The following is a 20,961-nucleotide window of genomic DNA, read 5'->3' on the forward strand; positions in this document are numbered from 1 at the left end:
CCATCCTTTTTTCAACTTGATTTCATTATAACATGTCTAGCTCTTGTTTTATATCTATAAATTGTAAAATTCTAAACTTTATAAATTTCATTTTAAACTATGAAAAAAAACACCTTAAATACGTCTTAAACTACGTATTTTCAAGGTGTTCATGATAGTTAAACAAATTAATGTCTTGTTTATAGTCACTTTTTTGAATGACGTTATTAAACGATACACCTATCAAACGGATGGGTTGGTCGTTATAAAAAAAATCAAAGAGATCATTGATTTCTTGAGAAAGAATCTCAATCTGATCTGTATAGTCGACTAATGTCTTCGCTTTTGACATGGTTCTAAAGTCAGAATGTCTTAAGCGTATGCCTACGGTTCTAGTCATCAACCCTTCTTTGATTAAACGCTCGTAATTCTCTTTTAAAAGGTTATTTAACCACTCTCTTAAGGTATCTATGTTATCAACGTCGTAAGGTAGTGTCGTTTCATTTGAAACGCTTTTTGGTATGGCGTATTTGTCTGGATCAACCGTTTGATTTGAATACCCTGTAATTTCATCGATGTGGCTTTCATAAGATGCTTGACTCATGATTTCAAGTATTTTTTCTTTATTCATTGGATCTGCAAAGTCACCAATCGTCTTGATGCCAATACGGTGTAGACGCGGCGCTGTCTTTTTACCGATACCATACATATCATCAATTTCTAGTGGAAATAGCTTTTCTTTAACATCTCTTCTTCTAATCACAGTAATTCCCATTGGTTTTTTCATATCTGACGCCATTTTGGCTAAAAAGAGTGTTGGTGCAATGCCAATGGAACAAGGCAATTGGTATTTTTTCAATAGCGTGTCTTGGATGTCTTTAGCAAGTTTTAACGGGTGGATGTGTTTCGATTGTTCGGTTACATCCAAATATGCTTCATCAATACTCGCTTGATAAACCACATCGGTATAAGTTCTTAAATGTTCAATGAATAACTTTGAATACTTTATGTACTTATCCCTACGATTGGGTACCACAATGAGTTTAGGATAAAGATTCATCGCTTCTGCGACTGACATCCCGCTTCGTATGCCGTATTTTCGTGCTTTATATGAAGCGGTTGTTAACATTCCCCCACGATTAAATGATAAGCCACCACCAACAGCGAAAACTTTATTTTTAAGAAAAGGGGACTCAATTGCCTCAACAGAAGCGAAAAAAGCATTCAAATCTATGTGAAAAATAATATTTACAGGCAATTTCATCGTTCTCCCTTTCTTTTTATCAATAATTATATTATAATAACAGTTGTAAAAAAATACATTTGAGGTGATACCATGGCACAAACAAAAGACAAAAAGTCTAAAAATGTTCAATCACAAGCTTATCAAGTACCAGTAATTAAAGATCCTTCCAAAACACTTTGGGGTAGAATCGTTGTTTATGTACTTGTGGCTGCAATGATCGTTTTACCGGTTGTTGCACTAATAATCGCAATCGCAACCAAAAAATAAAGAAAGGCAAAAGCCTTTTTTTTATTTTTCAAGTAAGGCTTTTGCGTGTTCAATGGCGTAAGATGAGATGCGTTCACCAGATAACATCTCGGCAATCGCACGCACTCTAGATTCAGTTTCTAAGTTAGATACTTCGGTAAAGGTTCTACCTTCTTTTACTACTTTAGTGATGCTGTAGTGATTATTGGCAATTGCAGCCACTTGGGCTAAGTGTGTAATCGAAAGTACTTGAATATCTTTGGATAGTTCTTTCATACGATGTGCGACTTTTGAGGCTGCCACTCCACTGATGCCCATATCAATTTCATCAAACACCACCAAATTAATACGTTGATGTCTTGAAAAAACAATCTTTAAGGCAAGCATGAATCTTGAAAGTTCACCACCTGAGGCCGTTTTATAAAGCGCCCTTAAGGGTTCACCTTCATTTAAAGATATTAAGAACGTGACTAGGTCAATGCCATCTTCAAAAAAGTTATCCATTTGCTCATCAAAAGCAATTTGAAATCGTACTTTTTCCAAATCAAGCAGTTTTAACTCCGTGATGATTTCATGTTCAAGACGTTTGGATAATTTTTCCCGTTTTTCTCTTAATTTGATACCAAGGTCTAAGGTTTCTTTAAACAATCGATCTTGGTCTTTTTTTAAATTTAAAACGTAGCCATCATAGTCTTCAATCATCAAGACTTCTTCTTTAATCGATTTTAAATAGACAATCAATTCATTAATGGTTTTATTGTAATTTTTCTCTAAATTTTTGAGAAAAAAATCTCTTTCTTGAAGTTCATTTAAATACTCACTGCTGTGAAATGAAAAGACTTCAAGCGATTGACTTAACTCGTCTCTTAGTGCTTCTAATTCGTAATGACTATTTAAAATGGTATCGACTGCTTTTTCATAGATTACATCATAATCTTTGACTTTTTTTAAACTCATTGCTGCGTCATATAAGGATTGTTTTTGATACATATCTTCCAAGATTTCGTAGGCGTTTGAAACGCTTGAAACAATTTTTTCTTGGTTCTCTAATTTTTCAATGGTTTCATTAAGCGTTGTTAATTCCTCAGCATCGAGTTTTGCTTTTTCAAGTTCATCGATCTCTTCTTTAAGTGCTTTAATTTCCTTTTCTTTTACGGCTTTTTTCTCTAAGGCTTGTGTATACTTCTTTTTGGCTGATAAATAACTTTCTTTAGCGATGACAAAGTCATTAATCAATGGTTCAACTTCTAATCGATCGATTTGATCAATTAAGGAGAGTTGTAGGTTTTGATCCAGTAGCTTTGATACATCATGTTGCTCATGAATATCACCTAGATAAAAAGCAATTTTTCGTAAGTCCTGTAGTGTAATCGTGGTTTGATTGATTTGTATCTGATTTTTATTGTCACGACTCATGATTCTTTTGATGACTAATTCCTCGGATTTGATTTGATAATTCTCAAGGATTTGTTTCAGTTTTGTACCTAAATTCGTAAAAACACCGACAATGGTGGCTTGACTTTTTTGAAATCGGATTAAATCTTGGTCTGCTCTTGCACCAAAAAGCAGCTTTAATGAGTCAATCAGCAAGGATTTCCCTGCACCTGTTTGCCCGGTTAAAGCCGTCATACCTGGTTCAAATTCAAGATTAAGGTCTTCGATAATGGCTAAATTTTCAATCTTTAACGTTTTAAGCATCTTATTCCCCTTTTTTCATGACAAGTAAGTACTCTTGGTTTCCTTTTTTACCCAATAAATCTGATTTTTTATGACCGATGTAAGTAAAACCCAAGTAGTTCATGTAACTTATCATACCAAGCACCACATCGGTTTGCTTTTTTTCATCTTTAACAATTCCATTTTTAACTTCTTTTTTGCCCACTTCAAACTGAGGTTTGACTAACACAATAAAGGTCGCTTGAATGTCTTTCAAATGGTTTAAAATGGGTTTTACTGATGTGAATGACACATCAATCGATACGTAGTCACAAGACACAGGCATCAAGACATCTAAAATGTTTGTGTTTTCATGCAGTTCGATTTCTTTTTTGCTTCTTAAGCTTTCGTGAAGTTGATCACTTCCAACGTCATAAGCGTAGACTTTTTTTGCCCCATGTTTGAGTGCACAATCCGTAAATCCACCCGTTGATGAGCCCACATCAAGAAGCACTTTGTCCTTAAACTCAAGGTGATAAAAATTGATGGCATCTTCTAATTTGTTACCACCTCTTGAGACATATTCTAATTGTTTTATGATTTCAACTTGATCGTTTGGCTTTACGTCGTAGCTCTGTTTACTTGAAAGTTGACCGTTGACCATCACTTGATTGGTTTTAATTAGATCGAGTGCTTTTGATCTCGATTCAAGATTGAATTCTTTGACTAAGTATAGATCAAGTCTCATTCTTAAATGCCTTCAATCGGTGAATTAAATCGCTATAGGAGACCCCAGCGTCTTTTTTATTGTCTGATATTGAACCGTGAGAAATGATTTTATTCGTGTAAGTTAAAGAACCAATCTTGCCTTTGTAGTTATTCTCAATTAAGTATCTTAACACTTGAGCGTATAACGAACCACTACTTTCGACGTCTTCGTAGATGAAAACCGGTCGATTGGTTTTAATGATTTGATCCAAGTAATGGCTGTCAATTGGTTTAATAAAACGGGCATTGGTGATTGTGTAATCAAGTCCTAAGGCATCGTTTGCCTCTAACAATAAGTTTAGATTTTCACCATAACCAATTAAAAATCCGTTTTTGCCCTGTTGTAAGTCGTACCAAGTTTGGCCATTCATTTGATTAAACGACGGTAACTGATTTGTATCAAAGTGTGTTGTTCCCCTTGGGTAACGTATCACAAACGGGTGTGGTTGACTAAAACCGTAAGCGATTAAATCAAACGCTTCTTGCGCATTAAATGGCATTGAAATGACGACATTTGGCATGGTGTAGAACATCGACACATCAAAAATGCCTTGATGGGTTGACCCGTCATCACCGACAAAACCAGCTCGGTCAATGGCAATCACCACGTTTAAATCCGCTCTTGCGACGTCATTTAGTAATTGATCGTAAGCGCGTTGTGAGAAAGTGGAGTACAGTGGTAAGAATACGTTTACCCCTTTTAACGCCATTGCTGCTGCCATTGAAGCCGCGTGTTCTTCTGCGATGCCGACGTCAATCATTCGGTCCTTAAACGTATCATAGAATTTTTGAAATTTCGTTCCAATAATCATTGCAGGCATAATGACAAAGGTTTTTTTAATTGATTGATACTCATATAGCGCAGTTGAAATGACTTCACTCCAAGATTTTTTTAACTGATCGTTTTCTTTAATCATTTTTCCGGTTGCTACATCAAAAGCAGACACCCCATGGTAATCACCAAAGTCATCTTGTTCAGCTGCCATATAGCCTTTTCCTTTTTCAGTTACAGCGTGAATGACGACACTTTTTTTCATCTTTTTCGCTTGGTTTAATGCATAAATCACTGTTTTAAGGTCGTTTCCATTGATTGGTCCGATGTAGACAAATCCAAGTTCTTCGAAGACGTTTCCTGATTGAAATAACGCCTTAATCATTCGTTTAAATCGTCGATAAACCTTAAAAACAAACCCTGGCAAGAGTTTTTCAAAGATCTTTCTGGTTTTATAAATGAAACGGTTGCCTCTAAGGGTAGTTAGTATTTTTGATAAGGAGCCCACATTTTTTGAGATACTCATATTGTTATCATTAAGGATAATAATCCCTTTTTTAGAGGCGTCAGAGCCAAGCAAGTTGAGTGCTTCAAAGCTCATCCCTGAGGTGATCGAGGCATCCCCAACTAAGCTAATGACTTCGCCTTTTTTTTCTTGAAACTGATTAGCTGCTAAAAAACCCATCATTGCTGAGATTGAGCTACCTGCGTGACCAGATTCCCATAAATCATGGATGGATTCCTTATAAGAAATATAACCTGACAAGCCTTTGTATTTTCTAAGTGTTGGAAACTCTTTAGCTCGTCCTGTTAAAATTTTGTGTGTATAGGCTTGATGCCCAACGTCAAATATGAATTGATCTATTGGGCTATCAAACACATAGTGCATCGCAATCGATAATTCGACAACACCGAGATTTGATGCCAAATGCCCGCCTGTTTTTGAAATGTTTTCAATCAAAAAAGCCCTGATTTCTTTGGATAGTTCGATCAGTTCTTTAGTGGATAAAGACTTTAAGAACGAGGGGTCTTTAATGTCATATAAATTCATACTAACCCTCTATTCTACGTCAAATTCCTTTAAGCCTTGGTCTGTCATTTGTTTAACGACCATCGCTTCGCTTTTCTTGATTAGTTCGTAACAAAGCTTTGATAGCTCTAAGCCTTCATTATACATTTTAACGGCTTCGTCTAATGAAATGTCTTTATTTTCTAACGCTTTTACGGTTTTTTCTAATTGTTCTAAGGCTTGTTCAAAGGTTAATTTAGTCATGGTTCTTCTCCTTTTTTTGTACAACAGAATAGACTTTTCCATCCGTTAAGATGGTTTCTAACGTGTCATTGATTTCTACGTCATCCACGCTCGCAATCTTTTTATCATTAATTAAACTAATTGAATACCCTTTGTCCATATAAGACAGTGGATTTAAGTGCTTGAGCTGTTCTTTCAAGATAATAAATTGTTGAGCTTTGGATTCTAATACGTAGTTTATTTGTTGTTTTAGTCTATCATCGAGTTGCCGATGTGTTTTTTCTTTTTGTTTGATTAATTCAGTAAGATTAAAGGATCCTAGTCGTTTGTCTAAATAGGAAGATACATCTTTCTTATACTCAATTAATAATTTATAATTTCGATTTAACAAGTAGCTAAGTTCTTGTTGTTTTTCTTTTTGTTTATTGATTCTTTCAATCGGGCTTTTCGCCATCAAATGTTCTTCAACATGCATTAGCCTGACTTTCTTTTCATCGAGCCTTCCATTAAAGTTTCGATATAAACTCAGTTTGATTTCGTTCATTCGACTAAGCAGTTCGTCTTTGTTTGGTGTAGCAAGTTCGGCGGCTGCGGTTGGCGTAGGCGCTCTTAAATCAGAAACAAAATCACTTATCGTAAAATCCGTTTCATGGCCAATACCAGTGATGATTGGTAATCTTGATTTAAAGATGGCTTCAATAACAATGAGTTCATTAAACGCCCATAAGTCCTCAATCGAGCCACCCCCTCGACCCACAATCAGTGTGTCGACTAAATCATCTTGATTGGCTTTTTCAATGCAATTCTTGATGCTTATTTTACTGTCATTTCCTTGAACAATGGCCGGGTATAAGATAACCTCAGCAAGCGGATATCGTCTTTCGATTGTGTGAATAATGTCTTTAATTGCCGCACCAGTTGGTGAGGTAACCACGCCAATTCTTGCGGGGTACTTTGAAATTGGTTTTTTATATTTTTGATCGAAATAACCTTTTTCTTGAAGTTCTTTTTTTAGTTTTTCATAAGCCAAATAAAGATCGCCTATGCCATCTGGCTCCATCGTGTAAATGTTTAAACTGTAAGAGCCACCCGCTTCATAAACGCTAATTTGACCCAAAACAAGTACTTTATCGCCATCTTTTGGGCTGAAATTCACTTTTGAAGCGTAGTTTTGAAACATGACACAACGAATTTGTGACTGTTCATCTTTTAATGTGAAATAAAAATGACCACGCGAATGTTTGGTCAGATTTGAGATTTCACCCTTTAGATAAATCTTTTGCAGATGTTGGTTATTTTCTAAAATGTGTTTGATGTATTTAGTTATTGCTGATACCGTCAAATACTTGATATCATTCATACAATCACCCTAGGTTCTTTTTGATGTTATCTAATAAACGATTGGTAAATGCGCTTTGTTTCTCATCATCAAGATTACAAAATGTTTTTGTTAAAATGATGGCTTCATTAATTACGACTGGTTTTGGTGTTTCTGTGAACATCATTTCATAGACCGCTAAACGTATGATCGCACGGTCAACAAACGATAAACGTTCAATGGTATAGTTAGTTAAGTTACGTTTGATAACGTAGTCTACATCTTCTTTTTTGGCTTGAATCGCTAAAAAAGTGTCGATGACTTCCTCATCTAACGACAAAGGCATTTCAGGATTTAAATCTTGTTGGTACAAAAGTGTCATTAAACTGACTCTTTTTTCATGTTCTGTTTTCATATAATTAAGCACTCCTTGACTCTTTACTATTCTATCATAAAATGTTTGTTTTTTTAAACGAAATCTCTTTATTATTACTAAAAAAAGAATACGACCCAAAGAACGGGTCGTATACGCTTGTTTTGTTGTCTAAATTAAGAAATACGTATTCTTGCCCAAGCATCACTTGTGAAGTTTTTAACCTCAGGCAAATATGCAAATACTTCATCGTGTTCGTTAATGATGACTTCATACGCATCAATGTAGTCATAGAACTCACCATCTTCTAAAATCACGTCTTCATAAACATCTTTTCTAGGTGTTGAATAATAGACGTATTCTGTATTTAGTAACGCTTGATCATAAGAAGAAACAAAGTTAATAAAGTCGTAGGCTAAGTCTTTGTTTTTTGCATTCTTTGGAATGACCATTGCATCTACCCAAACGTTTGTTCCTACCGTAGGAACAAAGAAGCCAAGTTTGTCTTGTTCACTCATTAAATAGATGGCATCCCCAGAATAAGCAAGCGCTAAATCGTATTTTAATTCTGGCATATCATCTAAGATTTCATCGGTTAAGAAAGTTACATTAGATTTTCCAGCAATCTCTTTTAACCAGTCTTCTGCCTCCGTTAATTCTGCCGTATTTGAGGTATTCATTGAATAGCCTAATTGTTTTAATGCAACCATAAAGCCATCTCTTGCAGAGTCATAGAACGCAATGTCGTAAGATTCTTTAAAAATATTCCATTGTTTTTCTTGAAGTTCTGCTAAAGTCACTTCATCTTTGTTATAAACAATACCGACGTTACCCCAGAAATAAGGCACACCGTAATTAAGTAAATTAAACGGTACGCTTTCTAAGATTGAGCTGAGTCCATCAGCTAACCCCGTTGTTTTGTCTAGGTTATCGATTCTTGACCAATCAATCACTTCTAATAGGTCTTCACCTACCATTTGTTCAATGGCATAATCGCTTGGCATGATGACATCAAAGCTTTCTGTCTTCATTTTTGTTATGGCAGATTCATTTGAATCGAACGTCACTAATTTCACACAAACATCGTGTTCTTTTTCAAAATTTTTGATGATTGCTGGGTCCATATACTCACCCCAGTTAAATACTTTAACACTATCTTTTCCTATGCATGAGATTGTATCAACGATACCACAACCCGCAAGTAGGAATAAACTACTCATTAGTATACTACTTAATAAAATAAATTTTTTCATTCTTCACTCTCCTGTTGTATTTTTTTTGTTTTCATAAAATTTCTGGTTACTATTAAACCGATAACGACAATAATAATGGTTGATAAGGCATTAATCGTAGGTTCTATGCCTCGTTTTAAGGTATAAAGATAAATCGAAATATTGGTTGCAGATCCTGCCGTAAAGTAGGAAATCACAAAATCATCGAAACTCATTGTAAAGGCAATCGCAGCCCCTGCAATGACCGCTACTTTTATCTCAGGAAACACGACCAATCGTAGCGCTTGAAGTGGGGTTGCTCCTAAGTCTTTGGCCGCCTCAGCTAGATTAGGATCAAGACTTCTCACTTTAGGATAAACCGTGATAATCACGTATGGGATACTAAAGGCAATGTGTGCCAACAGCATCGTCAAATAGCCTCTTGGTAGTTGAAACGACACAAAGAGCAACAGTAAGCCTACCGCAGTGACAATCTCTGGGTTGACGATTGGCACGTTGTTCGCCGTTAGAATGATATCTTTAACTAATTTCTTGCTTTTTGATAATGAAAGTGCTGCAAAGGTACCAATAATCGTTGAAATCAGTGTCGACACCACGGCAATCAATATGGTCATGGTAACCGCACCCATAATCTCTTGGGAATCAAATAATTTTTCATACCACTGGAATGAAAAACCACCCCATCGTGTCAAACTCTTATTTTCATTAAAACTGAAAATAACCATCGATAAAATCGGTGCATAAATGAATAACAACACCAAGGCCATAAAAATCTTCGAGGCATGTTTACGTAGTTTAGTCATGATCCACCTCCGGGTTTTTATCGAGTTTCTTTGTTAAATAAACCATGATCATGATAATGACAGATAAGATAATGGCAATGGCAGAACCATAGCCCCAGTTTCCGTTTTTTAAGAAACGGTCTTCAATCAAATTACCGATCAAGTAACGACCACCACCTAAATATTTAGGTATCACTAGCGTGGTTGCCGCTGGTAGTAACACCATTGTGATACCTGATAAAACACCCGTGATTGATAGTGGTAAAGTGACTCTCATAAACGTTTCAAAGCGGTTTGCGCCTAAATCATGAGCTGCCTCGTATAATTTAGGGTCTATTTTTGATAAGACCGTGTAAATTGGCAACACCATGAACGGTAAGAACACGTATACCATGCCCGTCACAATTGAGAAATTACCCCCAAGCAAATTTGGTAAGAACATTTCAAACAACTGTTTTAATGCCATGGTTCTTAGTAACATATTGACCCACATCGGGGCAGTTAGAATTAAAATCATTAGCGCTTGCGTTCGAGCTTTTTTCTTTGAAATAATAAACGCGGTTGGATAACCAATCATTAAAGCTACAATCGTAGTAACAATGGCTAAATAAATTGAGTCAACCATTGCCTTAATAAATAGCGGTTCTTGTGCGAACTGAACAAAATATTTCAATGAAAATGTTAAGAACATATCATTAACACGTTCAGTTAGCGCATATAATAAGATTAACCCCAAAGGAATTACGATTAAGAAGGTTAAAATCACGTAATATGGGATCCCTAGTAAGACGACGGAATCCATTTTGGTCTTTTTGATTGACTGTTTGGGTTCTCTTCGTTTAAGCGGTTCTCTAAACATTACCATTTCTCCATAACATGGATGTCTTCTGGTGTAAATATAATGGATACTTCTTTACCTTCTTCATGGAAATCCGTCGTGTGGATTGTATAGGTACGGTGGCTAGTTTTAACATCGATTTCATAGTGAACACCTTTAAAGACCACACTATCAACAACCCCATTAATAAAACCTTCCTCAGGTGATACGATATCTAAATCCTCAGGTCTTAAAACCACGTCAACGACTTCATTTTTCTTAAACCCTTTATCGACACAAACATAGTCTTTGTCGTCAAAATGGATTAAGTAATCGTCTTTCATCACGCCTTCAATCAAGTTGGATTCACCAATGAAGGATGCCACAAACTGATTGATTGGCTCATTATAAATGTCGACAGGCGTTCCGATTTGTTGGATTTCGCCATCATTCATCACGACAATCTTATCACTCATTGTTAAAGCTTCTTCTTGGTCGTGTGTGACAAAGATGAATGTGATTCCGGCATTTCTTTGAATTTCTTTTAACTCGTATTGCATTTCTTGTCTCAGTTTCAAATCGAGTGCCGCTAGCGGTTCATCAAGTAATAGCACTTGTGGCTCGTTAATTAATGCACGTGCAATCGCCACGCGTTGTTGTTGACCACCACTCAATTTATGAATGTTCCTATTTTCAAAGCCTTTTAAGCCCACCATATTTAAATATTTGGTTACTTTATCGACAATGTCTTGTTCTTTTTCTTTTTTTGATCGCTTATCGTTTGAATCTTTTTTTAAACGAAGTCCAAACGCAACATTTTCAAACACATCAAGGTGTGGAAATAATGCGTATCTTTGAAACACTGTGTTTGTAGGTCTTTTGTGTGGCGGCACATTTTTCATGTCAACGCCATTAAAAAGCACCTCACCTTGCGATGGGTCTACAAACCCACCAATGATTCTAAGCGTGGTTGTTTTCCCACAACCAGATGGCCCAAGTAGTGTCACAAATTCATTTTCAAAAATATCAAGGTCAATACCTCTTAGGACAATTTGTCCACCAAACTCTTTTGTAATCCCTTTAAGCTCAATTATTTTCTTCATTTTTTGCCCCCTAGGTCTATGTTTACGCACAGTAAACTTATTGTTTTTCTATGGCTTATGAACCCTTTGAAACTTTTTCTAGTTTAGTATAAGTAAACTGTAAGTTAAGCAACAATAAACCAAATTCAATACTATTATATAGTAATTAAACCAGATGTCAACAATAATAATTGAAATCGATTGTAAAAGGGGATTCTTTGATATATAATAACTACGCGGGGATGTTACGGATTCGTCACGGTTTTAAAGGTAACATAAGCATGTCTTGGTGGTGCAAGTAAAAACACACGAGGTTCTAAATAACCGGAAACCAAAATTTACAATTCGCTGCTTAAGAAAAAGTGCGAGCCAACTCTAAGTTTTCTTACGACCTAGACTACGGCCCAATTTAGTAAGATATATTTAGTTGTTGCCACCTTAAGCAACTAGATGAATTAATAGGGTTAGTCTAATAGAAATATGTCGTTCTATGTCTATTAGATGAATATAACTGAGCGACTAAACATGTAGAAAGTGTTACAGTTTAGGATCTTGCACAGGGGTTCAAATCCCCTCATCTCCACCAAATTTGACTATGAAAGACTTGATTAAATTCAAGTCTTTTTTTGTTATATGTATATAGAAAAATAACCAAATAACGTCGTATTAAGACTTCACTTGGCTTTAGTTATGAAATTTTAACAACACAATCAAGAAGTCCCCTTCCTCTACAGGTAGCGAGATGAATTGATTCTTTTCATTTTTGAGATTGATTATTACATATAAATATGATATAATATAAATATATTATACACTTGGTATGTAATATGAAAGAAGGCCTTATTATGATAAAATTAGACACGAATTCACATTCAGTCTTTATGTTATGCTATCACTTGATTTTAGTCACCAAATATAGACGTCGAGTCTTCAATGATGAAGTCTCTAATCGCGCTAAAGATATTTTTGAATATATCGCTTCTAACTATCATATTACACTTATTGAGTGGAATCACGATTCTGATCATGTTCATATTCTATTTAGAAGTCATCCTAAAACAGAATTATCCAAATTCATCAATGCTTACAAATCCGCTTCATCTCGATTAATCAAACAAGAATTTGAATCCGTTCGTAAACAACTATGGAAGTCTTACTTTTGGAGTCAAAGTTTTTGTTTGTTAACTTCGGGTGGTGCACCGACTGAAGTAATCAAACAGTATATCGAAAGTCAGGGTGAACCGGATGAACAAAGCCTTTAAGTTTCGTATCTATCCCAATGAATCTCAAAAGATTTTGATTCATATGACCTTAGGCCATAATCGCTTTTTATGGAATAAGATGTTAGAAGATAAACAGAGACATTATGAACTCACGAAAAATAGCCTTCATCTTACACCAGCTCAGTATAAGAATGACTATCCCTTTTTAAAAGATGTCGATTCGTTATCTTTAGCTAATACACAACTCAATCAAGAAAAAGCCTTTAAACGGTTCTTCAATCATAAACAAGAACGACCAAAGTTTCGTTCTAAGAAACAAGACTATGGGTATACAACCAATCGAGTGAATAATAATATCGTTCTATTAAAAGGCTATATCAAGTTACCTAAACTGGGTGAAGTGAAGATTAAACAACACAGAACCATACCGAGTGAGATGATTCTCAAAAGCGTAACTGTATCAAAGAGTAGTACAGGTAAGTATTATGTCTCTATTCTATATGAATACCAAAAAGAGATTCAGAAACAAGTAGTCAAAGATGCCATAGGACTAGATTTCTCAATGACTCATTTTTATGTCGATAGTGAAGGATTTAAGATGGACTATCCTAAAGACATACAAACAGACTTTAACAAACTTAGAGTCCTTCAAAGAAGTTTATCTAGAAGAGTCAAAGGGTCTAGTAACTATGATAAGAAGGCATTAGAAATCGCCTTGTTATATGAAAGAATCAAACATAAAAGAGATGACTTCCTACATAAACTATCTAACGCGATAGCCAAGCGTTATGATTTGGTGAGTGTAGAAGGTTTGAATCTGATAGATATGTCTCAAACAAGTCCATATTACGCCAAACAGATATCTAGATTTGGTTGGACTAGATTTGTATCCTTCTTAAAGTACAAGTTAGAAACACAGGGTAAAAGCCTAATGATGATGGATCAGTGGTATCCATCATCTAAGAGATGTAGTTGTTGTGGGGACATCAAAACAGATTTGAAGTTATCTGAGAGAGTCTATGATTGTCCAAATTGTGAGTTACACCTAGATCGAGATCACAACGCAGCGATCAATATCAACAGAGAAGGATTAAGACAATATAAGTTAGCATTTCAGTTATAAAAGGATTCAGAACCGTAGGGACTACGGGGATAGCCTATTGAGTCACTGGCGGGTACGCTGGTTTGGATAGGAAGCCCCCACTTCGATTAAGTGGTGGGTAGTTCACTGAATCTGTCGTTATATAATCAACACCGATCTCTTCTAGTTCTTTAAGAAGTGCTGTATCATCAACTACCCAGCAGTTAACTTCTAATCCGTTCTCATGGAACCTCTTGATATTATCGATGAATTCTTCTTTATTCTCAAGGTAAATACTCTTAGAGATATCTAAGTCGATTTGATATTTTATACAATCATCTAAATAGTTTCTATAATCAGTTTTTGCGACAAACTGTAACTTGATGTCTTGATTAATTTTTCTAATCTCAATTAGTATTGAAATACTAGCCAAATTGGCAATGATAATGATTTGATTTTTATCTATCCCTGATGACTCAATGATTTCAAACATTTGATGAACGTAAAAGGTACTAAAGGTTTCTTTCATTTCAATGAATGCTCTACACTGAGTGTTTTTGATTAAATTTAAAAAATCTTTAAACAACATGATATGACCATGATATGTTTGTTGATCGACTTCTACTTTTGTAAGTAGTACTGTCTTTAAGTAGTCCCACTCACAATCAATGATATTCATATCTACATTAGCTAATCTTTTTATATTTAGATCATGAAAAACAACCAGTCTACCATCTTTTGTTGGTTGTATGTCTAACTCAATACCATAATAACCTAGATTAATTGCCCCTTGAAAAGCTTCTTTGGTGTTTTCAAGACCAATATATTTACCACCACGATGAGCGATGAGTTTATTCATTAATCCATGTTTCATTTAAAATACTCCTTCATGACACTTAAATATATTTCTACTGATTTGATTGTTTATAGATATGTCGACTAAAACGATTATAAATATTATAGTAAGTCAGTTTTTCAATATCTTCTTTACTATAACCATTTTCTGCTAGTTTCTTTAATAATGCACCAACTTCAGAAGCATTTTTTAGTTCTTCTAAATTCATTGTTTTGGTTGGACCAAAGTAATCCATAAAGTCAAAACCAAAACCAACATTATCGATCCCCATGATTTTGATTGCTTCTTCTAAATGTTTCATCCATGTATCAAGGTTCTTATCGCTTTCATCAATAGCGATAAAATTACCGATTGCTGTTAAACATAATAAACCATTAGCCTCTTTTAGTTTTTTTAGTTGATCATCCGTTAGATTTCTTTTATGATCCATTAACTTTGCTAGATTACTATGAGATACTAAAATATTTTTACTTGTGTAGTTTAATACATCATAAAAAGACTTTTCATTTAAGTGTGATAAATCGATAATCATATCGTTTTCAATCATAAAATCTAGTACTTCATAGCCATGTTGTGTGAGTCCTTGATCTTTTGGACCATTGACACCTGTTGCATATTGATTTGCTTCATTCCAAGTTAGCATCGCGTGTCGATACCCCAGTTGATAAATTCTTTCTAATTCAAAAACATCTTTTAAGTTTCTAAGCCCTTCAATACCTAATATGACTTCAAACCGATCTAAATCAACCAATGATTTACTCACCTCTAATGCTTCAAATAAGTTAAACTCATCCGGTGAATAAACAGTCCAAATACCACCAGTCATATGATGATTTAACTGGTTATAATGATAATCATTAAACCTATTTATATCACCTTTTAAACTGCTTTGATAACAATCATATAAGATGTCGGTATGCGCATCAAACACTTTGATTTTTTTCATTCATATCAGCTCTTTTCTATACTTAGTATAACATAATAAAACTGCTGATTATCTCTTATTTACTACTTTGAAGACTTAAATATCACGCTTGATACCTTTTAAAATAATATATTCTTTAACAACTAACTTATTAGGTCTTTGTACGGCGATTTCTCCTATAACCAAACGTTCTAGGTTTGATTTTCTTTGATTCTATTGCATCTCATGGTATGATTGACGTGGAGTGATCATATGACAACAGAAAAACCAAAACGTAGAGAACGCTATAAAGGCACCTACCCAAAAACATTTAATCAAAAATACAAAGAACAAAACCCAGAAAAATACCAAGAAACTATCTTAAAAGTCATCGAAAAAGGCAATACCCCAGCAGGGATGCATCGCCCCATTATGACAACAGAAATTCTTGATTTTTTTGATATTAAAGAAGGGCAAATCGGACTAGACTTAACCTTAGGTTATGGTGGTCATACAAGTCAGATGCTAAACGTGTTAAACCACAAAGGTCACTTGCACGCGACCGATCAAGACCCAATCGAACTACCAAAAACCAAAGAACGATTGGAAAGCCAAGGTTTTACTTCATCCGATTTCACCTTGCACCACCTGAATTTCAAAGACCTTGATTTAATTGGTCAAACATTTGATTTTATCCTAGCCGATTTAGGTGTTTCATCAATGCAAATTGATGATCCAAAACGTGGTTTCACCTTTAAACAAGACGGCCCACTCGACTTAAGAATGAACCCTTCAGAGGGCGTTCCTGCTAGCATCCGACTTCAAGAGTTAACAACTGATGAAATCGAGGGTATGTTAATCGAGAATGCCGATGAAGTTTATGCACACCAAATCGCCTTAGAGATTACAAAGGAGAAACACAGTGGTAATCCAATTGACACCACCAAAGCACTTTATCAAATCATAAAGAACGCACTTGCGTTTTTACCTAAAAACGATCGAGATGATGCCACTAAAAAAGCTGCAACAAGAACATTTCAAGCACTTCGAATTGACGTTAATAGCGAATACGAAGTATTATTTGAACTCTTAGACAAACTACCTAATTTCCTAAACCCTGGTGGGAAGGTTGCTATACTCTCCTTTCACTCAGGGGAAGATCGTTTAGTCAAAAAAGCCTTCAAACATTTTTACAATGAAGGGATTTACAAACAAATTGATGGTCCAATAAGCCCATCTAATGACGAGATTTATCAAAATCCTAGGTCTAGATCAGCAAAATTAAGAACTGCCATCAAAACCTAACAACAAAGACCAACCCTAAGTTTAATTAAAGGTTGGTCTTTTTTTTCTATTCGCTTAAAATGTAAGCATTTTATTGTTTAATCTTAACTGGTTTTTTTGGTAATACCTTAAATCTGCTTTATGATTCATATTTAAGGTTTTATAATAAACATCACCGATCAGTCGTCTTTTTTTAAGCATATAGACTATTTTTCCGCTGAATAAATCCACTAAATAGTCCATCACATCCTTGACATAGAGAAAGGTATGCCTAACGAGACCTTTATTTTCATGGATAACAATCACAGAAAATGTCATTTCATCCTTAAATTCTTGAAATACTTGGACGTACAACTGGCTTGATCGAAATGCCAACACATCAATTTCATGTTGATGAAAATAATCATCTACATCAAACGAGTCATACTTTAAGAATGTCCGCTCAGGTCGATGGGAAAAGAAATAATCTAAGTAACTCAAATCGGTTTGTAAAGTCCCTGTGTTCTTTATGTAATAGAGCTTAGCGATAACGCGGTAAAACGACTCCACGTCATGAAACAAAAATGGATAAAATACTTCAAGGTCATACATTTTTTGAGGCGTCATCTCAAAGAAGACGTCGTATTGTTCGTTATAGGTTATTTGAACTTCAAATGCCCTTTCTAGTGACTGATTATCAATACGCTCATCTAAGATTTGATAGGTAGATTCTAGTTTTAGACTTGTCATAAATTTCTTAAAGGTGTCTAATGAGAGTTCATTGATCACTAAATTCATTATTCTTTCTCCTTTCTAATAAATGTTCATCCACCAGATCAAGTGTTACAATATACACTCTTTTTTCAAATGGATGACGATAAATTTTTACTGTTAATTCGATTGCTTTATTTGTTTGTCTTATCAAGCCAGTTTCAGATAAGACCTGTTGATTAAGTGATGTTATCATCACCATTTTAAATAGGCCACAGCTTAATGGTTTTTTAATGATATAATGGGGCTGTTTTTTAATTTCTATTTTCTTAAGTGGCCGATTCTTATTAATTAATCGTTTTACTAGAACGTCCTTTTGATTCTCGTAATAGTTGTGCACATATTCATTATTTAACACCCGTATTAAAAACGATTGATTCAGTGAGTTTAGCTTTACTAACAAATAGGCTTGTTTATGGTTTGACACAAACAAATCTTCTTTTTTATTTACTTCAAGTCCTTTATTGTAATAGCTCAAGCTTTCAGATAAACACCAACTATTTGTTATTTCCTTAGGAAAGTCCACACCAGATTCCATGAATTCGATTTGTTTCTTTAAAAGTTTTTTAAACTTTAGAGTTTCGATCTTGCTTGGCTGTATAATGATTCTTTGTGTAATCACGACCTCTGTGTTTTTGATGGCATAAGTCACGTCATAAGTGCCATATAAACACTTTTTGATTTTACCTGAATTCGTGATAACTTGATTAGTAGTGAATTTTAAAGAAAGTATATCACTTAAGTATTGTCGTAAATTAGCACCTTTGCGCAAATAGATCTCGCGCTGATTTTTTAGTTTTTCTATTCGATTCTTATTGATAACAAATACGCTTACACGTTCGCTTACTTTGTGTTGTTCTTTCTTAATCGTGATAAGGACATCCGTTTTGTTACGGTAGGGGCGAATATAGAATTTTCCTTGTTCAATCCAATCACCTTTTTTAGTTGGTTCATAATACGTTTCATAGTTACCACTAGGCAAGTCAAAGCCGTCTAGTTTCTGTTTTTGTATTTCTCGCTTGATTTCCTCTTTTTCATAAAGCAAAAGAGCATTTGTACTTTGTGTGTGATTCAATTCATATCGTTTCATTTGTCCTTGATAAGAAATTCGAATATGAATTGTGGCTGCTTCTTTATCAAAAACATAGGTATTGGTGTGGTTAATTTCATAAGCGCTTGAGAGAATCTCAATTGTCACCGGTGCATTTTGAAACGTAAACGAACGTATGTATGCAACCTCTTTTAACTCATTATTAATAATCAGGTGTTCAAATAAGAAATTAGATTTCGCATCTAGTGGCAACCTAATTCGCCTGACAATGAGATATAAATATCCAAATAAACTTAAAGGCATTAACCCTATAAAAAAGACAGGCAAAAAAATGACACTAAGTATTCTAAAGACAAACGATTCAATCATTAATCGCTCATATGCATAACCATTTTTAAAAAGCGCGTCGATTTCTATTTCTTTGATGACTGATCTCAAACTTTGATAGAAAAGTTGACTTGGTAGATAGCTGTGTTTATACTTAATCAGCTCATAGACATTTGATACACCAATACCTGCAATCGATTGACAAGCTATATATAAGATCCTAACGATTGATTTAATGCCATATAGCAAACATAAGGCTAAGAATATCAGTAATAACACTGGTGAAAACAAGATGATCATTGTGTAATTAAAATAGTCATTCGAATAGTCGTATATGAAATTTTTAACTGCACTAAATAAACGTCTAAATTGATAACCGATTGGCTCAAAAATATGAAGAATAAATACAATAAAGTCAGACAAGTAGGCTAAGCTTAATTCAAGAACCTTCAATAATTTATTCAATAATATACTAAGTCCTTGAAAGACTAACTTAAATATAAACACATATAAGAAGGCTTTAAACAGCCAAATTATCCCGAAGAGGGTTTTCTTTACCCATAAGAATAAACCGCTTGGAAGCTTTAAGACAAATACATACATCTTAACCCACACTTCAAAAAGTGACTGTATCATTCGTAGTATGTGACGATAACACCACCTAAGTAATCTTGCAATACCACCATAAACCCATGTAACAAATTTAAAACACCTACCTAAAACGACTTTTATGACGCTAAAAAGCTTAATGGCGATAAACGATAGCACCTCATAGATTTTTTTTATTACCAAATAGATCCCTCTGTATATTGTTTTTATCATTGGACTTAGTTTCTTATAGAGATACCAAATGCTTTTCTTGATGATTACCTGATAGATAAAAACAATGCCATTTTTTACTGGTTTAAAAATGTATTCTATTAATTTTTTATACCCATAGTTTAACCATTTAAAGACAGACTTAACAACAAAAACCAACATCGTTCTTAATGGTTTAATCAAAAAACATCTATTTTTAAAATCACAAAACGCCCGCCCTTGAGTAATTGCTTAGAAAGATACACGATTAACGATCCAAGTGGGGCAATGAAAAAACGATGAAATTGCCTATATAAAATAACAAGAATTGAGCTGAACCATTTCAAAATAAACCAGATAATCAAATATATCGGTTTAATTAACCGAGCAAATGTAGTTAGAATCCCTTTAAGCAAATACGTTAACCCATTCATTAATAGTCCTCATTTCAAGTGTATTTTAATTAATTTTACTCTATTATATCATAAAATTAACAAAACCATTTATGTCATTATTCTCCCTAAAAAGAATTAGATAAGTAAACCTACTTTAAAACAATGGATTTGGTCTGCGTGTTGTGATACAATCTTCCTTAGAATCTCTTAGAATCGAGGAAATCACACACATGCTTAAACTAGTCAAACTTGAGGATACACACGAAACATTACTAAATGAGATGATGGACGAATGGACTTTAACTGGGGAAAAAATCATTCCTTATGTCATTCGTAAAAATGATTATCATCAATTTAAATTTTATAAGGAAAACTTAGATGCCCGTGACACTTACTACGTCTTAACTACAACGTTATTCTTACTTGATGAAAGTAGCAATTGTTTTATTGGATCAGCTAACATCAGACACGAACTAAACGAAGCACTTCTTCATAACGTCGGTCACATCGGTCTTGGTATTCGTCCATCAAAACGTGGTAACGGTTATGGCGCTAAGCTACTAGAACTTGCATTATCTGAGGCGAAAAAAATTGGCATTTCACGTGTTTTACTTGTCTGTGACAAAGAAAACACTGCTTCTTCTTCTACCATTAAGAAAAATGGCGGTATATTAGAGGATGTTAGAGAAGATAGAGATACACTTGTCGAACGTTACTGGATTGATATAAAGTAAGCATGTTTATAAGACTCTTTACAAAGAGAAAAAAG

Annotated in this window: 20 protein-coding genes and 1 other RNA gene; 6 read left to right on the plus strand and 15 right to left on the minus strand. The window is 34.5% G+C overall.

The window, feature by feature from the left end; all coding sequences use genetic code 11:
- Window positions 1-130: 130 nt before the first annotated feature.
- Window positions 131-1,243: a DNA polymerase IV gene (gene dinB / locus BN853_RS05670; protein ID WP_030004998.1), complete on the minus strand. Its 1,113-nt coding sequence runs from the start codon at window positions 1,241-1,243 to the stop codon at window positions 131-133.
- Window positions 1,244-1,315: 72 nt separating this feature from the next.
- Here dinB and BN853_RS08965 point away from each other — a divergent pair, with 72 nt between their 5' ends.
- Window positions 1,316-1,492, plus strand: a complete 177-nt coding sequence (locus tag BN853_RS08965) for a hypothetical protein (RefSeq protein WP_157869942.1) — start codon at window positions 1,316-1,318, stop codon at window positions 1,490-1,492.
- 21 nt (window positions 1,493-1,513) lie between these two features.
- Here the strand turns inward: BN853_RS08965 and recN are convergent, their stop codons facing one another.
- From recN to potA, 10 genes are all read right to left on the minus strand, one after another.
- A complete protein-coding gene (recN, locus tag BN853_RS05675; protein ID WP_030004999.1) occupies window positions 1,514-3,169 on the minus strand; it encodes a DNA repair protein RecN in 1,656 nt (551 codons plus the stop codon).
- 1 nt (window position 3,170) lies between these two features.
- A complete protein-coding gene (locus tag BN853_RS05680) occupies window positions 3,171-3,875 on the minus strand; it encodes a TlyA family RNA methyltransferase (protein WP_030005000.1) in 705 nt (234 codons plus the stop codon).
- A complete protein-coding gene (gene dxs / locus BN853_RS05685; protein ID WP_030005001.1) occupies window positions 3,865-5,718 on the minus strand; it encodes a 1-deoxy-D-xylulose-5-phosphate synthase in 1,854 nt (617 codons plus the stop codon). Before dxs ends, BN853_RS05680 begins: the two co-directional genes overlap by 11 nt.
- 9 nt (window positions 5,719-5,727) lie before the next feature.
- The gene (gene xseB / locus BN853_RS05690) at window positions 5,728-5,940 is read right to left on the minus strand and encodes an exodeoxyribonuclease VII small subunit (protein WP_030005002.1); all 213 of its coding nucleotides are present in this window, start codon (window positions 5,938-5,940) and stop codon (window positions 5,728-5,730) included.
- Window positions 5,933-7,279 carry an exodeoxyribonuclease VII large subunit gene (gene xseA / locus BN853_RS05695; RefSeq protein WP_030005003.1) on the minus strand — a complete coding sequence of 449 codons (1,347 nt, stop codon included), beginning with the start codon at window positions 7,277-7,279 and terminating at the stop codon, window positions 5,933-5,935. The genes xseB and xseA overlap by 8 nt, the downstream gene beginning before the upstream one ends.
- A 4-nt stretch (window positions 7,280-7,283) precedes the next feature.
- Complete coding sequence (locus BN853_RS05700; protein WP_030005004.1) at window positions 7,284-7,652, minus strand: transcription antitermination protein NusB; 369 nt, start codon at window positions 7,650-7,652, stop codon at window positions 7,284-7,286.
- Window positions 7,653-7,786: 134 nt separating this feature from the next.
- The gene (locus BN853_RS05705) at window positions 7,787-8,863 is read right to left on the minus strand and encodes an ABC transporter substrate-binding protein (RefSeq protein WP_030005005.1); all 1,077 of its coding nucleotides are present in this window, start codon (window positions 8,861-8,863) and stop codon (window positions 7,787-7,789) included.
- Window positions 8,860-9,645 carry an ABC transporter permease gene (locus tag BN853_RS05710; protein ID WP_030005006.1) on the minus strand — a complete coding sequence of 262 codons (786 nt, stop codon included), beginning with the start codon at window positions 9,643-9,645 and terminating at the stop codon, window positions 8,860-8,862. The genes BN853_RS05705 and BN853_RS05710 overlap by 4 nt, the downstream gene beginning before the upstream one ends.
- Entirely contained in the window at window positions 9,638-10,483 is an 846-nt protein-coding gene (locus BN853_RS05715) for an ABC transporter permease (RefSeq protein WP_030005007.1), read from the minus strand. Before BN853_RS05715 ends, BN853_RS05710 begins: the two co-directional genes overlap by 8 nt.
- On the minus strand, window positions 10,483-11,544 hold the full coding sequence (potA, locus tag BN853_RS05720; protein ID WP_030005008.1) for a spermidine/putrescine ABC transporter ATP-binding protein: 1,062 nt from the start codon (window positions 11,542-11,544) through the stop codon (window positions 10,483-10,485). The genes BN853_RS05715 and potA overlap by 1 nt, the downstream gene beginning before the upstream one ends.
- Before the next feature lie 217 nt (window positions 11,545-11,761).
- On the opposite strand from potA, the gene ssrA reads away from it, so the two are divergent.
- From ssrA to BN853_RS05730, 3 genes are all read left to right on the plus strand, one after another.
- Window positions 11,762-12,109: a transfer-messenger RNA gene (ssrA, locus tag BN853_RS08760) on the plus strand.
- A gap of 262 nt (window positions 12,110-12,371) precedes the next feature.
- Window positions 12,372-12,785: an IS200/IS605 family transposase gene (gene tnpA / locus BN853_RS05725; protein WP_052591479.1), complete on the plus strand. Its 414-nt coding sequence runs from the start codon at window positions 12,372-12,374 to the stop codon at window positions 12,783-12,785.
- The gene (locus tag BN853_RS05730) at window positions 12,769-13,869 is read left to right on the plus strand and encodes an RNA-guided endonuclease InsQ/TnpB family protein (protein WP_052591295.1); all 1,101 of its coding nucleotides are present in this window, start codon (window positions 12,769-12,771) and stop codon (window positions 13,867-13,869) included. Before tnpA ends, BN853_RS05730 begins: the two co-directional genes overlap by 17 nt.
- A gap of 34 nt (window positions 13,870-13,903) precedes the next feature.
- Here the strand turns inward: BN853_RS05730 and BN853_RS05735 are convergent, their stop codons facing one another.
- Together BN853_RS05735 and BN853_RS05740 are read right to left on the minus strand one after the other, a co-directional pair.
- A complete protein-coding gene (locus BN853_RS05735) occupies window positions 13,904-14,701 on the minus strand; it encodes a glycerophosphodiester phosphodiesterase (protein WP_030005011.1) in 798 nt (265 codons plus the stop codon).
- 34 nt (window positions 14,702-14,735) lie between these two features.
- Entirely contained in the window at window positions 14,736-15,629 is an 894-nt protein-coding gene (locus BN853_RS05740) for a dipeptidase (protein WP_030005012.1), read from the minus strand.
- 231 nt (window positions 15,630-15,860) lie between these two features.
- Here BN853_RS05740 and rsmH point away from each other — a divergent pair, with 231 nt between their 5' ends.
- A complete protein-coding gene (gene rsmH, locus BN853_RS05745) occupies window positions 15,861-16,892 on the plus strand; it encodes a 16S rRNA (cytosine(1402)-N(4))-methyltransferase RsmH (RefSeq protein ID WP_030005013.1) in 1,032 nt (343 codons plus the stop codon).
- Between the two features lie 54 nt (window positions 16,893-16,946).
- On the opposite strand, the gene BN853_RS05750 is transcribed toward rsmH, so the two are convergent.
- Together BN853_RS05750 and BN853_RS05755 are read right to left on the minus strand one after the other, a co-directional pair.
- Window positions 16,947-17,648, minus strand: coding sequence for a hypothetical protein (locus tag BN853_RS05750; RefSeq protein WP_052591297.1), 702 nt, complete (start codon window positions 17,646-17,648; stop codon window positions 16,947-16,949).
- Window positions 17,629-20,001: a hypothetical protein gene (locus tag BN853_RS05755; RefSeq protein WP_030005015.1), complete on the minus strand. Its 2,373-nt coding sequence runs from the start codon at window positions 19,999-20,001 to the stop codon at window positions 17,629-17,631. Before BN853_RS05755 ends, BN853_RS05750 begins: the two co-directional genes overlap by 20 nt.
- Window positions 20,002-20,422: 421 nt before the next feature.
- Here BN853_RS05755 and BN853_RS05765 point away from each other — a divergent pair, with 421 nt between their 5' ends.
- Window positions 20,423-20,926, plus strand: coding sequence for a GNAT family N-acetyltransferase (locus BN853_RS05765; protein WP_030005016.1), 504 nt, complete (start codon window positions 20,423-20,425; stop codon window positions 20,924-20,926).
- Window positions 20,927-20,961 lie beyond the last annotated feature (35 nt).

The sequence above is a fragment of the Paracholeplasma brassicae genome, from assembly GCF_000967915.1.
GTDB lineage: Bacteria > Bacillota_I > Bacilli_A > Acholeplasmatales > UBA5453 > Paracholeplasma > Paracholeplasma brassicae.

Coding starts and splice junctions, on each gene's coding strand:
- rsmH (WP_030005013.1), top strand. CDS start 15,861: ATGACAACAGAAAAACCAAAACGTAGAGAACGCTATAAAGGCACCTAC.
- BN853_RS05705 (WP_030005005.1), bottom strand. CDS start 8,863: ATGAAAAAATTTATTTTATTAAGTAGTATACTAATGAGTAGTTTATTC.
- potA (WP_030005008.1), bottom strand. CDS start 11,544: ATGAAGAAAATAATTGAGCTTAAAGGGATTACAAAAGAGTTTGGTGGA.
- BN853_RS05765 (WP_030005016.1), top strand. CDS start 20,423: ATGCTTAAACTAGTCAAACTTGAGGATACACACGAAACATTACTAAAT.
- xseA (WP_030005003.1), bottom strand. CDS start 7,279: ATGAATGATATCAAGTATTTGACGGTATCAGCAATAACTAAATACATC.
- BN853_RS05710 (WP_030005006.1), bottom strand. CDS start 9,645: ATGACTAAACTACGTAAACATGCCTCGAAGATTTTTATGGCCTTGGTG.
- BN853_RS05740 (WP_030005012.1), bottom strand. CDS start 15,629: ATGAAAAAAATCAAAGTGTTTGATGCGCATACCGACATCTTATATGAT.
- BN853_RS05715 (WP_030005007.1), bottom strand. CDS start 10,483: ATGTTTAGAGAACCGCTTAAACGAAGAGAACCCAAACAGTCAATCAAA.
- dinB (WP_030004998.1), bottom strand. CDS start 1,243: ATGAAATTGCCTGTAAATATTATTTTTCACATAGATTTGAATGCTTTT.
- xseB (WP_030005002.1), bottom strand. CDS start 5,940: ATGACTAAATTAACCTTTGAACAAGCCTTAGAACAATTAGAAAAAACC.
- BN853_RS05700 (WP_030005004.1), bottom strand. CDS start 7,652: ATGAAAACAGAACATGAAAAAAGAGTCAGTTTAATGACACTTTTGTAC.
- dxs (WP_030005001.1), bottom strand. CDS start 5,718: ATGAATTTATATGACATTAAAGACCCCTCGTTCTTAAAGTCTTTATCC.
- BN853_RS08965 (WP_157869942.1), top strand. CDS start 1,316: ATGGCACAAACAAAAGACAAAAAGTCTAAAAATGTTCAATCACAAGCT.
- BN853_RS05735 (WP_030005011.1), bottom strand. CDS start 14,701: ATGAAACATGGATTAATGAATAAACTCATCGCTCATCGTGGTGGTAAA.
- BN853_RS05730 (WP_052591295.1), top strand. CDS start 12,769: ATGAACAAAGCCTTTAAGTTTCGTATCTATCCCAATGAATCTCAAAAG.
- recN (WP_030004999.1), bottom strand. CDS start 3,169: ATGCTTAAAACGTTAAAGATTGAAAATTTAGCCATTATCGAAGACCTT.
- BN853_RS05680 (WP_030005000.1), bottom strand. CDS start 3,875: ATGAGACTTGATCTATACTTAGTCAAAGAATTCAATCTTGAATCGAGA.
- BN853_RS05750 (WP_052591297.1), bottom strand. CDS start 17,648: ATGAATTTAGTGATCAATGAACTCTCATTAGACACCTTTAAGAAATTT.